Below are 14,250 nucleotides of genomic sequence, written 5' to 3'. Positions count from 1 at the left end.
TGATGTGCTAGAAGTTTTTACTTTGCAGTAGAATGAAGGTTATGTGTATGAAGAAAAAAGCTAAGTCATCATTTTTTGTTGGCTGGAATTATGCTCCGAATATTGTGACTTATATCCGTATTTTGCTTTCGCTTGTTTTTATTGTTTTATATTTGAAAGCAGGTATATGGGGTTTTGATTCAGTTTCGTTGCGTTGGGCTGCGTTTGTGCTGTTTGTTGTAGCTGCTTCTACGGATAAGCTTGACGGGTGGATGGCTCGTAAATATCATAAGGTTACAGAATTAGGTAAGTTGCTTGATCCAATTGCGGATAAAATTCTTATTTTAGCTGCGCTTATTATTGCTTCTGTTTTCGGCGAAATTTATTGGTGGATAACCATCTTGTTCATGATTCGCGAAATTGCCATTACTCTTGTGCGAATTTATGTTGTTAATGTTCGTGGAAGGGTAATTGCTGCATCCTCTGCAGGAAAATATAAGACTCTTACGCAGTCGATTGGTATTGCAATGATTATTGCACCTCTTGTTGCAACTCTTCATGCTAATCCATTGCCTTCTTGGATGGTTTCTTACTATGCAGTTGCTTTTGGCTTGCTTGGTATTTCTTTGGGCTTTGCTTTCTATTCTGCAGTTTTGTATGTCTATAGTGCTTTCTTTGAGGGTTCTTCAAATAGCGAATCTCAAGTTGATGATGCAAAAAATGCAGTGCCTTTGTCTCCTGTGAAGTAAATAAAATATAACGAGTTAAACTTCTTGTTTGTAGCTTACGGTTTTTCATAGATTATCCCTAAAGGGTTTATGTTTTGGAAAATCGTAAGCTACAATCATATCGAGCGTATTATGAATAATTCTTCAGGTTTTAATACAGTTTCTTTAGCTGCGGATCTATTGGAAAAAAGTTTTATTAAAGGAATGCATATTGCTTCAGCAGAGTCGTTAACTGGCGGGCTTTTGGCTGATGCTTTTGTTTCTGTTCCTGGTGCGTCACGAGTTTTTTGTGGATCTGCTGTCACTTATGATATTCATGCTAAATCCAAAATTCTTGGCGTAAATTCTAATCTTTTACAATCTGAAGGCGCGGTTTACCAGGATGTTGCTTTTCAAATGGCGATTGGAGCTGCTCAAATATATCGTGGCAGTGGATGGATGTATGAGGAAGATTGTGAGTGTTGTGCAAATTTTCCTATTATTGGCTTGTCTACAACTGGTGTTGCAGGTCCTGGTCCTGATGGTAATAAACCAGCAGGTTTAGTTTATGTTGGAATATTTTTGCCTCAAGTTAGTGATGTTATGGATTCTGTTAAAGATGTAGCTCGTAAAGAACTTGAAAATGGCTGTGTGAGTAACGTCTATGATTATGATTTTGCTCAAATCGAAAGTCAAAGCGTAACTAAAATTGCGCCATCAAGTGCTGCTTTTGTTTTTGAATTGAGATTATCTGGCAGTCGTCAAGAAGTTCGCGAATCTACTGTATTTCAGTTATTGAGAATAGCTAATGACTTGATTGCTTATGTCGAAGATTGTAAGTAGTTGGGGTGTAATCAAGACACGCGCTATCGAACAAATGTTCGCATATGTAGTATACTTATGTTTGTCGAGATGATTTAAGCTGAGTTAAGTGTTTAAGTGCTTGGATTAAATGTTTTATCCACATTGCACAAAAATGCTTGTACTTGAATCTAGTATGGAACTAAGGTCGTTCGATACATAACGGCATGCGAAAGGAGTAGCATACATGGCGCAAACAAAAAGTAAAGGCAGTATTAATCGCCTTATTGATGCGGATAAAACAGATCCACGTCGCCAAGCAGCGTTAGAAACTGCTTTAGCCAATGTTGAACGACAATATGGAAAAGGTTCTGCAATGCGCTTAGGTGATAGACCTATGCAAGATGTAGAAGTTATTCCTACTGGTTCATTAGCGTTGGACACTGCTTTGGGGATTGGCGGTGTTCCTAGAGGGCGAATAGTTGAAGTCTACGGTCCTGAGTCTTCTGGTAAAACAACTCTTGCTTTGCATATTGTTGCAAATGCTCAAAAAAATGGTGGGGTAGCGGCATTTATTGATGCTGAGCATGCGTTGGATCCTGTCTATGCGCGAAAGCTTGGAGTAGACACGGATGCTCTTATTGTTTCTCAGCCAGATAATGGTGAGCAGGCATTGGAAATTGCTGATATGCTTATTCGTTCTGGTGCGTTAGATGTTATTGTTGTTGATTCTGTAGCGGCATTAGTTCCTAAAGCTGAAATCGATGGCGATATGGGAGATAGTCATGTGGGCTTACAAGCTCGCTTAATGAGTCAGGCGTTGCGTAAGATGACTGGTGCTCTGTCACAAGCTGGCACTACTGCTATTTTTATTAATCAGCTTCGTGAAAAAATTGGCGTATTCTTTGGTAATCCTGAAACTACCACTGGTGGTAAAGCTTTGAAGTTCTATGCGTCTGTGCGTATGGATATTCGCAGAGTTTCTACTATTAAAGAGGGCGAAGAAGCTGTTGGCAACCGAACTAAAGTTAAGATTGTCAAGAATAAAATGGCTCCGCCTTTCAAAACTGCTGAGTTTGATGTTCTTTACGGAGAAGGTATCTCGACTGAAGGTTCTGTTATCGATATGGGACTGCAAGCTGAAGTTATTAAGAAATCTGGTTCTTGGTTTACTTATGAAGGTGAGCAGCTTGGACAAGGTCGTGAAAACGTCCGTAAATTCTTGAAAGATAATCCAGCTATTACTGAAGAAATTAGCGAAAAAGTCAAAGCTTCGTTAGGTTTAATGCATCCTGAAGATCAATTCGCTGAAGATTCTGAACTAGATCAATTCGATGATGATTCTGTAGCTAAAAATTCTGCACAAAAGTCATCCGAATCGAAGTAATAATAAGATTACAGTGTAAAGCGAATGCAATATGCCTATTAGTGTAGAGAATTTTCTTCGCGATCATCCAGTAGAGCGTGCTGAAGAAAATGACGAAAGTAATAGTGTAGTGACACATACTCGCAAAAAAATATCGCATAAGTCAGTACTTTTAAGCGCAAAAAATAATACAAAAAACATGCCGTATGTAAAAAACGCTAAAGTAAGTGATTTAAGCGACGAACTTTGCAATAGTAGTGAAGATGATTGCAGGGAAGCTGCTTTAAGGCTTTTAGATTATGCTCCTCGCTCTGTGATGAACATGCGCAAAAGGCTTAAAGAAAAAGGTTACACGGAAGTTGCTGTTGACGCGGTTATTCATCGCTTGCTTGAATTGCATCTTCTTGATGACAATCAATACGCTCAAATGGTGATTCGCTCTTGCGCAGTGAGGCTTCTTGGTGCTAGAGCTACTCGAATGGAATTGCAGCGTAAAAATGTTGATCCTGCTGCTATTTCACAAAATGTAGCTTCTGCTCAAAACTCTGGAGTATTCACTGAAGCAGCGTGGGAACTCGGTCGCAAAACGGCTTCGCGCACGAGAAATCTTGAGCCTTTAGTTCGAAGACGAAGATTTTTCGCAGCAGCTGCAAGAAAAGGTCATGATTTAAACGTTATTAACGAAGTGTATGCAGCTTTATTCGAAAGTAATAACGAATGAATAGTAAAAGAGGCTGGATTATACAAGTAAACCAGCCTCTTTCGCTTAAAACTTTATGATTATTTTGCGAAATTATGCGCTTGAGCTAAAACATACTCAGGCATATCTTCAACATTAATAACATCATTAAAGCGTGGAGTTTTATTTTCAAGATTTCTAAGCATGCTTGGAGCTTTAGTTCCTGTAGCTTTACTAAGAGCGTCCATGCATTTGAAATCATTCATATCTTGCACATGCTCAATATTCAAAGCTTCAGCAACAACGCGAGGGAATTTGTATGGGCTTGCAGTGCTTAGCAATACTCTAGGTGTGCTTTCGTCATGTGGAATATTTTGCATAACGAAGAATCCGCAAGCAGTATGTGGGTCGATCACATACTTGTACTTGTTCCAGCAGTCATAAATAGCTTCGCGAATTTGATCTTCATTTGCCCAACCGCAGCCAAACAGTGAGCGAATCTTTGCAAGCACATTTTCTGGAATCTCAAAAGCGCCCCACTGCTGTAAATCGTTCATAAGCATTTGTATTAAACGCGTGTCTTTATCGCACATGTAATAAAGCATTCGTTCCAAATTAGAAGAAACCAAAATATCCATAGAAGGAGCAACAGTGTGATGGAATGAGCGCTGACGGTTATAAGTGCCGCTTACCAAAAAATCAAACAAAACATTATTGCTATTGCTTGCAACAATAAGATGTTTTACAGGAAGACCAAGCATTTTTGCGTAATATCCAGCAAGAATATCGCCAAAATTGCCGGTTGGTACGCAAAACTCAACTTCGTCTCCAAGAGCTATTGCTTTACGCTCAACAAGTTGCTTATAAGCCGCAAAATAGTACACGACTTGCGGCACGAGTCGTCCAACATTTATTGAATTAGCAGAAGACAATTCAGTATTCGCAGATTCTTCAATATTTTTATTAAGCTCACTATTGGTGAAAATCTGTTTTACGCCAGTTTGAGCATCGTCAAAATTGCCTCGAACTGCGCAAACTTTCACATTTTCGCCCACCTGCGTAGTCATTTGCAATTCTTGAACGCGGCTAACTTTTCCTTCTGGATAAAAAGTAACCATAGAAGTGCCTGGAACATCAGCAAAACCAGCCAAAGCAGCTTTACCTGTATCTCCAGAAGTTGCAGTTAGAATCATAACGCTTTTTTCAATATCAGATTCGTTTTCGTGTTGAGTTTTAGTGCGAGACATTAATTGTGGCAACATTTGCAAAGCAACGTCTTTAAACGCGCATGTAGGACCATGGAAAAGTTCCATCACAAAATCGCGAGTGTTTCCAAGCTGCTGGAGTGGAGTAATAGCGTTATTAGCCCATTGATTGCCGTATGCCAGTTTAATGCAAGAAGAAAGCTCTTCTGAAGTATAATCTGGCAGTAACAGTTGTAAAATATCTTGCGCAATTTCTTGATACGATTTGCCTTGCAATTTAGAAATATCGTAACGCTCGCTACCAAGGCTATCGGCTACAAATAATCCGCCATCTTCAGCAATTCCTTTACGTATTGCTTCTTTTGAAGTGCATGTTGGCTTAAGCGAACGAGTGCTATGGAAAATAGTTGTATCTGATGCCATAATAACTCCGTAACCGTCTGTTTATAGAGAATATTTTTTACTTACATAGATTATTTATGTAAATTATTTACACAACTTATATCAAATTATGGTACCTGAAGTGCTGGGCGAATGGGCGTGTGCTAATCTCATATGTATAAATGCTTTTGTTTTACTATTAATTAATTGGCGATTAGGCAAATAATCTATAGGGGGAAACGTTGTCTGTTGATGATTTAGTGAATGCTCGTGCGGATTGTGCGCGCAAAGCGTGGCGTAATTTTGCTCATGCAGACACTCGCGCAAAAAATGCGCTTCTCGAAAAAATGGCAGATGCCTTAGAGTATGCAGCTTCAAATATTGCTGAGGCTAACAAAAAAGATCTTAAAGAAGCTGAAGCTAAAGGAATGGATGCTGGAAAGCTCGACAGGCTTAAATTTGACGAAGAGCGAATCCAAGCTTCTGCAAAAAGCGTGCGAAAAATTGCACAATTGCAAGATCCTGTAGGAGAGGTTGTTCGCGGATACACTCTTCCTAATGGCATTAAACTTTCGCAAATTCGAGTTCCAATGGGCGTTATGGGAATGATTTACGAAGCTCGTCCAAACGTAACTATTGATGTAGCTGCTTTGTGTATTAAATCTGGAAATGCTGCGATTTTGCGTGGTGGAAGCGCGGCTCTCCATACGAATCAGGCGAGTATTGAAGTTATACAATCGGTTCTTAAAAATTCTAACTTTAGTGCTGATTTGATTCAGTCTGTTGATGATTTAGGAAGAGACGGAGCTACGTCAATGATGCATGCTCACGGTCATATTGATGTGCTTGTGCCTAGAGGTAGCGCAAATCTTATTGCAGCAGTTGTTCAAGAATCTACGGTTCCTGTTATTGAGACTGGAGCTGGAAACGTACATATTTATGTAGATAAAAGCGCTGATATTAAAAAAGCTGTACCGATTATTATTAATGCAAAAACGCAACGAGTGGGCGTGTGCAACGCTGCTGAAAAATTATTAGTGCATAAAGCTGTTGCGCAAGAATTTTTGCCAAAAATCGCTGCTGCTTTAGCTGAGCATAATGTAATTTTGCATGCAGATGATAAATCTTACGATATTTTACAATCCGCTAATATTCAAGGATTGCAGCTTGAGTGTGCCACTGAGGAAGATTGGAAGCGAGAATATTTGTCGCTGAATATGGGTGTGAAAGTTGTAAATGATTATACTGATGCAGCTTCTCATATTGCGAAATATTCTACTGGTCATACTGAAACCATTATTGCTGAAGATTATTCAACTATTCAAAGTTTTATTGCAAGTGTTGATTCCGCTGTAGTTATGGTAAATGCTTCAACGCGCTTTACGGATGGCGGCGAGTTTGGTTTTGGTGCAGAACTTGGTATTTCTACGCAAAAATTGCATGCAAGAGGCCCTATGGGTTTGTTTGAAATGACAACAACCAAATGGATCGGCTACGGAGATGGGCAGATACGCGAGTAGTACTGGTTTTAATAGTTACGTGGCGGTAAGGTAAGAGTATGCCTAATAATGACGTGAATTTGAGTACAGCTGAGGCGCTTGATGTTGCTGCTGAACGTTTGTCCATTGTGCGATATGTTTTTTTGGTGCAAATTGAAGATGGTATTGCTTCTGCATCGCAACGTTCATCGCTTGAGTATGCTGACGCAGTGTTGATGGGCTGGCCAGATTCTGATTCGAATGATGTGACTATTCCTGATGAAACTTCGTTTAATAATGTTCTTAAAAATGTTCGCAATATGGAAAAGAATATTATTAAGTTTAGCGAATTAGAACGTGATCATGATATTGATGGCATGACATCCATGCTTGCTAAAATTTCGGAATCTGTAGCGAAAATTCGTGGTGCATATCAACCAGATTTCCCTCTTCCAACTTTTGCCGAAATCCAGCGTGTTGTAAAAGATGAGTGGGATGAAGAAATGGGCAATATTAATCCGGATAGCGCAAATGTTGCATCTGGATTAGTGAATGAAACTCAAGTGGAAGACAAGGAATCTGAAGCGAATGAGTCCTGAAATTCACGAAGATGCAGAACGTCGCATGTCTGACCTATTTCATGGCGCGTTTACTGGTAAAGAAGCGGCTCCTCCTGCGGTTGTGAATTCAGTTCATAAACGTACTTCTGCTCGTGGCAATGTGCATGAACGTCAGCGCATTGGAATTATGGGCGGCACATTCGATCCAATACACAATGGCCACTTGGTTGCTGCTTCAGAAGTTGCTTGGGTTTATGATCTTGACGAAGTTATTTTCGTTCCTACCGGTAGGCCTGTTTTTAAGCTTGATAAAAAAGTTACGAATGCAGAAGATCGTTATTTAATGACTGTTATTGCAACAGCATCAAATCCAAAGTTCACTGTTTCTAGGGTTGATATTGATCGCCCTGGAGTTACTTATACTATTGATACTTTGAAAGATATTCACGCGCAGCATCCGGATGCTGAGCTTTTCTTTATTACTGGAGCTGACGCTATTGCTGAAATAATGCAATGGAAAAATGCGCGCGAAATGTGGAATTTGGCTCGATTTGTGGCTGTTACTCGTCCTGGCTATTCGAGACCAGAAAAGCTAGCAGATTCTAATTCTCCGTTAATGCCTCGCCAAATGCATACGAATGATACTGGTATTGCGGCGAATCGTGACGATATGGTTCATTGTGATTCTACGCATTTGCCGGTTGATATTTTAGAGATTCCAGCGTTGTCTATTTCTTCTACTGATGTTCGTCGTCGAGCTGAGCATGGTGAGCCGGTGTGGTATTTAGTTCCAGATGGAGTAGTTCAATACATAGTTAAGCATGGTTTATATCGTGCGTAATTATTGATTTTGTAGGCTTGTCGTTTATCGTCTGTGCAAAAAGTTAGTATTGATTATGTTCATTTCGCGAATTAAAGCGAACTAATGTTTGGAGATATGGTGAGCATCGTCCTTGAAGGAAAGCCAGATAAAAACCTTGTTCTCGTTACCGGTCGCGCACATCCGAAGCTTGCTCGTGATGTAGCTGATCAGCTTGGAATTGATGTACTTGAAACTACGGCATACGATTTTGCTAATGGTGAAATGTATGTTCGCTATACGCAATCTGTGCGTGGTACAGATGTATTCGTGCTTCAAAGCCACAGTGATCCTGTTAACAAGTCCATTATGGAACAGTTAATTATGATTGACGCTTTGAAGAGGGCTTCTGCTCGTTCAATTACTGCAGTATGCCCGTTGCTTGGTTATTCTCGACAAGATAAAAAGCATCGCGGTCGCGAACCTATTTCTTGCCGCTTGATGTTTGATTTGCTAAAGACTGCTGGTGCTGATCGCATTATGAGCGTCGATTTGCATGCAGCTCAGTCTCAAGGATTCTTCGACGGTCCTGTTGATCACTTGATTGCTATGCCAGTTTTGGTTGATTACGTACGTGATCGTTTCCGCGATGATCTTGCAAACGTAACTGTTGTGTCTCCTGATGCTGGTCGTATTCGCGTAGCAGAACAGTGGGCTCAGCGCTTAGGTGGCGGTCCTTTGGCTTTTGTGCACAAAACTCGCGATATCACTTGCCCTAATAAGACGGTTGCAAATCGCGTCGTTGGTGACGTTGCTGGACGCGATTGCGTTATGGTTGACGACTTGATCGATACTGCAGGAACTATTGCAGGAGCTTGCAATGTGTTGAAGGAAGCTGGAGCTAAGTCTGTTACAGTTGTTGCAACTCACGGCGTGCTTTCTGGTCCCGCAGTCGAGCGTTTGAAGTCTTGTGGTGCTAGGGAAGTTGTTTTGACTGATACTGTGCCAATTCCAGAAGAGAAGCGTTGGGATGGTTTGACTGTTCTTTCAATTGCTCCGCTTCTTGCAAGCGCTATTAAAGCAGTGTTTGAGGATGGTTCGGTTGCTAAGCTTTTCGACACTTATCCTGAGCATCACGGACAAGGATTCTTATTTGCTTAAGTATTGATTTCGTACGGTTTGCTTTTCGGCACGCCAATTTGACGTTTTTCGATATTATGGCATAATAGTGACTTGGCGGTTTTTCCGCCGTTCCCTCATGGTGTAATGGCAGCACACGGGTCTTTGGAACCCTTTGTCTTGGTTCGAATCCAGGTGAGGGAGCTTACTTGAAGCGCTACTCGTTGAATCGAGTGGCGTTTTTTGTTTTGAACGCTGCTAATAAGTAATAGAATTACATACAGCGAAATTTATTAAAATAGTATAAGGAGCGTATGCGTGGAAAAGCATGATGTAACTGCGGCAATAATTTTGGCAGCAGGCGATGGGACGCGTATGCGTTCAGAAACTCCGAAAGTACTACATCCATTTGCTGGTAAAACATTTCTCAATCGTGTTATGGATGCCATGAATGGCGTAAATCCTAAAAAACTAGCTGTAGTTGTGCATGCTCAAGCTGAACGCGTAGCTGCTGCTGCTATTAGCTATAACGAAAATGTGCATATTGTAAATCAGGACGAAACTCCTGGAACCGGCAGAGCAGTGCAATGTGCTATTAAAGATCTTAACGAAATTGCTAAAAACGAAACTGGTGAAGCATTAAAAGGAGCTGTGCTGATTGCCGCAAGCGATATGCCGCTACTTGATACGCAAACTTTGCAGTCTTTAGTTGATTTTCACAATAATAATAACAATGTGGCAACAGTTCTTACAGCAGTATTAGACGATGCAACTGGATACGGTCGTATTGTGCGCGAAGCAAACGGTGACGTTTTGCGTATTGTTGAGCATAAGGATGCAAATGCTGGAGAGCTTGCTATTCATGAAGTGAACACTTCTGTATATGTATTCGATGCGACTGTATTATGTGACGCAATTGCAGATCTTAACTCTCAAAATGCCCAAGGTGAGTTCTATTTGACTGATGCTTTGGAACATGCCCGAAAGTTTGGTCATGTTGGTGCAATGTCTGCTCCAGATCCGCTTACTGTAGAGGGCGTAAATAATCGTGTGCAATTAGCTGCGCTCGCAAAAGCACATAATAAGCGCGTGTGTGAAAAATGGATGCTTGAAGGTGTAACTATTCTTGACCCTGATACTACTTGGATTGAAGATAGTGTTACGCTCGCACAAGATGTTACTGTGCTTCCTGGGTGCTTCCTTCAAGGTTGTACTACGGTTGCAAGTGGTGCTGTAGTTGGCCCTTACACGACTCTTATTGATGCGCAAATTGATGAGGATGCTGTGGTTGAACGTTCGCGTGTACAGGAATCGCATATTTGTAGGGCTGCAAACATTGGTCCTTGGACGTATTTGCGTGCAGGAAACGTACTTGGTGAGGAAAGTAAAGCAGGAGCTTTCGTAGAAATGAAGAAAGCTCATATTGGAAATGGCACTAAAGTACCTCATTTAAGCTATATTGGCGATGCTGATTTGGGTGAGCATACGAATATTGGTGGCGGTACGATTACTGCAAATTATGACGGAGTGCATAAGAATCATACTACGATTGGTTCTGGTGCTCACGTTGGTGCAGGAAACCTGTTTGTAGCACCGGTTACTGTGGGAGATGATGTTACTACCGGCGCTGGATCGGTGGTACGTCACGATGTTCCGGCTGATTCTATGGTGTACTCTGAAAATACTCAGCATGTAGTCGAAAATTGGAAGCCAGCTTGGGAACGCTAAAAAGCGTTTGTTGGAGAATTAAGGAGTAGTAACGTTATGACAGCTTTAGAAAGCTCAATTAGTGCAATTCGTATTGCTGCCGCTGCTGCAGACCGTTTGAAAGCAACGAACGAGCAGGCTTTTGATGTAAGCGATTTGCTTGGTATTACGGATGCTATGTTAGTTGTTTCTGCTTCAAACGAGCGTCAAGTATTGGGTGTTGCAGAAGAAATCGAAAAAGACTTGTACTTGAAAGACAACAAACGCAAGGCTTTATCTCGTGAAGGCTTGGAATTAGCACAGTGGATTTTGCTTGATTTTGGCGATTTTGTAGTTCATGTAATGCATGAGGAAGCACGAGCATTCTACCGCTTGGAACGCCTGTGGAATGATTGCCCGGCAATCGATTTGCAGCTGCCAGAGCATGCTAGCGAAACTGAAGATTCTAGCAAAACTGAATAATAAGAAGAAAGTACGGTACAAACCATGGTTGATTTCGTAGAAAATGTTGCGAGTAACGTAAATAATTCCATTAATAGTGCGCATGAAGGAATTGCTCGTTCTGTTATGCTTATTCGCCACGGTCAAACTCCGTATAATGCACAGTTCCGTTTGCAAGGCATGATTGATATTGCTTTGGATGAGTCTGGAATGGATCAGGTGACTCGCTCTGGAAAAGCTTTGCGCGTGCTTTTTGGTGCTTCTGATTTAGAAGATCCAAAGGACCCGAACAGCACTGAACACGTGCGCATTACGCCAGAAGAAGCGGACGCGAGTTTTGTGGCGATTGTTTCTCCACTTATTCGCGCTCAACAGACTGCTCATGCTTTTGCAGATAAGATTGGGCTTCATGTGCAAGTTGAAAATGGTGTGCGCGAGCGTTTCTTTGGCGAGTGGGAAGGTTTGAATCGCCAGCAGATTAGCGAACAGTGGCCGGAAGATTTCAAAGCTTGGGTCGAAGGTAAAGGCGGGGAGCTTCGTCATGGTGCTGAAGCTAAGCAGGAAGTAGGAGAGCGCGCTGCTACTGCAGTAGAAGATTGGACTCGCAAAACTGGCGCAGACCGCGATTTGCTAGTGTTTTCGCATGGCTCTTGCCTTTCGCAAACTGTTCATAAGCTGCTTGGATTAGATAAAGTAGATCCTTCTTACAAAACGATTGGTGGCATGGGAAATGGTCGCTGGGCGCGCTTAATTCCAAGTCTTAACGCGGATGGTTCGATTCATTGGCGTTTGGATGCTTATGATCAAGGTCCTGCAGCTGACCCTACAAGCCAGCGCCTTATTCGCATTTGGGGGGCGGCTTAATCTGCGTAATATCTCCTTTTTACCGCTTAATTACCGAAAGCTACCGTTTAGCGATTTTGTAAAGACAGACTATTTACAGTGCCGTATAGTCAAAATTACAAAACAAAAAGCTAACAAACGCTAACAGTAGTGCACGGAAAGGAGGCTTGATGAAAGTAACTATTGCTATTGTTCCGCCTGAGGAAGAGCAGTCAGTTCAGTTGTCAATTCACAATATTGACGATGAGCTTAAGCGCATTATCGCTCAGTTACAAAGCATTGACTCAAATGATGCAAATGTAAGAAGTGCTGAAAATAATACTGAAATTAATACTTCAGATAAATTAAGCAATAATAATCCATTCATATACGGTTATATTAACGATTCGATTATTGTTATGCACGAGCCGGATGTGATTATGATTTGCGTTGAAAATTCGCGCGTAATCATTCACAGTGATAAAGGTGAGTGCGTTTCTTACAAGCGCCTAATGGATTTCGACAATCCGCAATTCGCGTCGTTTGTGCGCATATCTAAATCCGCAATCGTGAACTTGAATCGCATTGTTCGAGTCGATCCAGGATTCGGCGGAAGTATGAGCGTAAAAATGGACGACGGAAGCGTTGAGTGGATTAGTCGCAGATGCTTAGGTGGGTTCAAAAAGCGCTTAGGAATGTAGTTTTAAGCGTAGTTGAATATAAAACTATCAAAATTTTTAATACTAATTTTTCAATACAAGATTTTAATACTTAAAAAGGAAACGATTATTATGGAAAAGCAAGTTGCAACATTAGGTAAAACAATGGTAAAAAACATTGTTAAAGGCATTGGCATAGGGTGCACTATTTTTACAGTAATGTCTTTTATATCAAGTCTGTTAGCGCATAGTGAGGTTGGAAATAGAATTGCATCTTATGCTGTAGCATCGTTTGTTATAGGCATAGGATATGGAGTGTTCGCTATTTTTTGGTCGAATGAACGCATGTCAAATTTTGCAAAGTTCGTTTTTGCGCTAGTTCCGCCAATTGCTATTCAGTTTATTGTATCGGTGATTGTTGGATGGATTTCGTTCAAAGATGAGCCAGCGGTGATTTGCGGATGGATTGCGTTCACTGTTATTTTACCGATTCCTATTGCTGCAATAATTTATTACTTCGAGAAGAAGAAAGCGAAAGAAATGAACGCTAGACTGAAAGCATTGCGTAAAGAAAGCAAGTAAATTAGTGACAACTAAATAATCAAGTAAAGAATTGAGTGGTGTTCATCTTCGCCGTTGAGGACGAACGCCACTCGATATTGTATGACGCCTACTATAGACGTACTAATTCGGCGTTTTGCGCGACGACCTGCCTGAGCGTTTAAAGCGTAGCGCGCGAAGGCAACTCGGAGCGGAAACTCGCTTAAGTTGGAAGTCCAGTGGACTTCCAACGCGAGTTTCGTAGTGAGCGCGTTACCCGCGCGAGCGTCCTTCGTTCAGTGCGAAAAATCTCAAATCTCTACCACACTAATATCCACACGACTGAATGACGACGCACTAATCTTTTGCAATAGTTTTGCCGGCAGTAGCTCCAGAAGTCAAGTCCTGAATCTCAGTGATTTCCATAACTGGAACTGCAGCCGGCTTCTTCGTACCTTTTTCTTCAGCCACACGCACTTGCTCTTCGTAAATCGCGTCATCAGTGTGAAGGGTAACGGTTCCGCGGAAGCGATAGCCCTTCTTTTCTGCCAAATTAGCAACTGCTACAACCAGCTGGCTGCCATCTTGCAAGTTCTTATAATGCTGACCTGCAGTGCGCTCGTGGTAGGCAAGGTGGTTGTCGTCGAGTACGAACATAGACATTTTTGGTCCCAAATCAAGCTCGCCATCTTTGCTTACTGTTGCAATCCAAGCCAAATTATTCGCAATAAATTCTTTCATATCTGCGCTAAGAGTTGCCATAATATTCCTTTCCTAACAAGATTGCGTACTTTCTTCGTACGCAATTTATAAGCCTACATTGCTACATTACGCTGATTTAAAAGTGTATACGAGTGTGTAGCGTAAAAAAATTGTAAGTTGTGATATAAATCACCCAATTCTTTAATAGTTTCGTGGGCGAAATTTATACAGCAAAATACTTGATTGTCACTGTTTTCTGAAGTGTATATCGGAAATTTTACGAAGGAACGCCAGAAAGTTGTACT

15 protein-coding genes and 1 tRNA gene are annotated in these 14,250 nt (G+C 41.3%); 14 read left to right on the top strand and 2 right to left on the bottom strand.

Features of this window, described 5'->3' with window-relative positions; genetic code table 11:
* Positions 1-47: 47 nt before the first annotated feature.
* The 4 genes from pgsA (at position 48) to HXT44_RS05245 (ending at position 3,574) form a co-directional block, all read left to right on the top strand.
* Positions 48-728, top strand: a complete 681-nt coding sequence (gene pgsA / locus HXT44_RS05260; protein ID WP_076002943.1) for a CDP-diacylglycerol--glycerol-3-phosphate 3-phosphatidyltransferase — start codon at positions 48-50, stop codon at positions 726-728.
* A gap of 111 nt (positions 729-839) precedes the next feature.
* Positions 840-1,529 carry a CinA family protein gene (locus HXT44_RS05255; protein ID WP_248893584.1) on the top strand — a complete coding sequence of 230 codons (690 nt, stop codon included), beginning with the start codon at positions 840-842 and terminating at the stop codon, positions 1,527-1,529.
* A gap of 205 nt (positions 1,530-1,734) precedes the next feature.
* Positions 1,735-2,874 (top strand): recombinase RecA, encoded by a 1,140-nt coding sequence (gene recA, locus HXT44_RS05250; protein WP_064621600.1) that lies wholly within the window; start codon positions 1,735-1,737, stop codon positions 2,872-2,874.
* A 31-nt stretch (positions 2,875-2,905) separates the two neighbouring features.
* A complete protein-coding gene (locus tag HXT44_RS05245; RefSeq protein WP_064621599.1) occupies positions 2,906-3,574 on the top strand; it encodes a regulatory protein RecX in 669 nt (222 codons plus the stop codon).
* Positions 3,575-3,633: 59 nt separating this feature from the next.
* Here the strand turns inward: HXT44_RS05245 and thrC are convergent, their stop codons facing one another.
* Positions 3,634-5,160: a threonine synthase gene (gene thrC / locus HXT44_RS05240; protein ID WP_102703179.1), complete on the bottom strand. Its 1,527-nt coding sequence runs from the start codon at positions 5,158-5,160 to the stop codon at positions 3,634-3,636.
* Positions 5,161-5,360: 200 nt separating this feature from the next.
* On the opposite strand from thrC, the gene HXT44_RS05235 reads away from it, so the two are divergent.
* From HXT44_RS05235 to HXT44_RS05190, 10 genes are all read left to right on the top strand, one after another.
* Positions 5,361-6,638 carry a glutamate-5-semialdehyde dehydrogenase gene (locus HXT44_RS05235; protein WP_064621530.1) on the top strand — a complete coding sequence of 426 codons (1,278 nt, stop codon included), beginning with the start codon at positions 5,361-5,363 and terminating at the stop codon, positions 6,636-6,638.
* 38 nt (positions 6,639-6,676) lie between these two features.
* A complete protein-coding gene (locus tag HXT44_RS05230; RefSeq protein ID WP_004108325.1) occupies positions 6,677-7,195 on the top strand; it encodes a hypothetical protein in 519 nt (172 codons plus the stop codon).
* Positions 7,185-7,997 (top strand): nicotinate-nucleotide adenylyltransferase, encoded by an 813-nt coding sequence (nadD, locus tag HXT44_RS05225; protein WP_004108320.1) that lies wholly within the window; start codon positions 7,185-7,187, stop codon positions 7,995-7,997. Before HXT44_RS05230 ends, nadD begins: the two co-directional genes overlap by 11 nt.
* Positions 7,998-8,093: 96 nt before the next feature.
* On the top strand, positions 8,094-9,116 hold the full coding sequence (locus HXT44_RS05220; protein WP_032837849.1) for a ribose-phosphate diphosphokinase: 1,023 nt from the start codon (positions 8,094-8,096) through the stop codon (positions 9,114-9,116).
* A gap of 91 nt (positions 9,117-9,207) precedes the next feature.
* Positions 9,208-9,278, top strand: a tRNA-Gln gene (locus HXT44_RS05215).
* Between the two features lie 114 nt (positions 9,279-9,392).
* Positions 9,393-10,802, top strand: coding sequence for a bifunctional UDP-N-acetylglucosamine diphosphorylase/glucosamine-1-phosphate N-acetyltransferase GlmU (gene glmU, locus HXT44_RS05210; RefSeq protein ID WP_012914347.1), 1,410 nt, complete (start codon positions 9,393-9,395; stop codon positions 10,800-10,802).
* 36 nt (positions 10,803-10,838) lie between these two features.
* Complete coding sequence (rsfS, locus tag HXT44_RS05205; RefSeq protein WP_064621532.1) at positions 10,839-11,243, top strand: ribosome silencing factor; 405 nt, start codon at positions 10,839-10,841, stop codon at positions 11,241-11,243.
* A gap of 24 nt (positions 11,244-11,267) precedes the next feature.
* A complete protein-coding gene (locus HXT44_RS05200; protein ID WP_285089275.1) occupies positions 11,268-12,086 on the top strand; it encodes a histidine phosphatase family protein in 819 nt (272 codons plus the stop codon).
* Between the two features lie 149 nt (positions 12,087-12,235).
* A complete protein-coding gene (locus HXT44_RS05195; RefSeq protein ID WP_421782730.1) occupies positions 12,236-12,745 on the top strand; it encodes a LytTR family DNA-binding domain-containing protein in 510 nt (169 codons plus the stop codon).
* 90 nt (positions 12,746-12,835) lie between these two features.
* On the top strand, positions 12,836-13,285 hold the full coding sequence (locus tag HXT44_RS05190; RefSeq protein ID WP_004106474.1) for a DUF3021 family protein: 450 nt from the start codon (positions 12,836-12,838) through the stop codon (positions 13,283-13,285).
* Positions 13,286-13,600: 315 nt separating this feature from the next.
* Here the strand turns inward: HXT44_RS05190 and HXT44_RS05185 are convergent, their stop codons facing one another.
* The gene (locus HXT44_RS05185; protein WP_004106472.1) at positions 13,601-14,005 is read right to left on the bottom strand and encodes a pyridoxamine 5'-phosphate oxidase family protein; all 405 of its coding nucleotides are present in this window, start codon (positions 14,003-14,005) and stop codon (positions 13,601-13,603) included.
* Positions 14,006-14,250: the final 245 nt, after the last annotated feature.

Source organism: Gardnerella sp. DNF01198P (assembly GCF_049244165.1).
In the GTDB taxonomy this organism is placed as follows: domain Bacteria; phylum Actinomycetota; class Actinomycetes; order Actinomycetales; family Bifidobacteriaceae; genus Bifidobacterium; species Bifidobacterium swidsinskii.
Note: the sequence above shows the minus strand (reverse complement) of the source record. Positions and strands in the feature narration are given on the sequence as shown.

Bases quoted from the DNA above. Each gene is read 5' to 3' on its own strand.
- pgsA (WP_076002943.1), top strand. From the start codon at position 48: ATGAAGAAAAAAGCTAAGTCATCATTTTTTGTTGGCTGGAATTATGCT.
- thrC (WP_102703179.1), bottom strand. From the start codon at position 5,160: ATGGCATCAGATACAACTATTTTCCATAGCACTCGTTCGCTTAAGCCA.
- HXT44_RS05190 (WP_004106474.1), top strand. From the start codon at position 12,836: ATGGAAAAGCAAGTTGCAACATTAGGTAAAACAATGGTAAAAAACATT.
- nadD (WP_004108320.1), top strand. From the start codon at position 7,185: ATGAGTCCTGAAATTCACGAAGATGCAGAACGTCGCATGTCTGACCTA.
- HXT44_RS05195 (WP_421782730.1), top strand. From the start codon at position 12,236: ATGAAAGTAACTATTGCTATTGTTCCGCCTGAGGAAGAGCAGTCAGTT.
- rsfS (WP_064621532.1), top strand. From the start codon at position 10,839: ATGACAGCTTTAGAAAGCTCAATTAGTGCAATTCGTATTGCTGCCGCT.
- HXT44_RS05200 (WP_285089275.1), top strand. From the start codon at position 11,268: ATGGTTGATTTCGTAGAAAATGTTGCGAGTAACGTAAATAATTCCATT.
- HXT44_RS05255 (WP_248893584.1), top strand. From the start codon at position 840: ATGAATAATTCTTCAGGTTTTAATACAGTTTCTTTAGCTGCGGATCTA.
- HXT44_RS05220 (WP_032837849.1), top strand. From the start codon at position 8,094: ATGGTGAGCATCGTCCTTGAAGGAAAGCCAGATAAAAACCTTGTTCTC.
- HXT44_RS05245 (WP_064621599.1), top strand. From the start codon at position 2,906: ATGCCTATTAGTGTAGAGAATTTTCTTCGCGATCATCCAGTAGAGCGT.
- HXT44_RS05185 (WP_004106472.1), bottom strand. From the start codon at position 14,005: ATGGCAACTCTTAGCGCAGATATGAAAGAATTTATTGCGAATAATTTG.
- HXT44_RS05230 (WP_004108325.1), top strand. From the start codon at position 6,677: ATGCCTAATAATGACGTGAATTTGAGTACAGCTGAGGCGCTTGATGTT.
- recA (WP_064621600.1), top strand. From the start codon at position 1,735: ATGGCGCAAACAAAAAGTAAAGGCAGTATTAATCGCCTTATTGATGCG.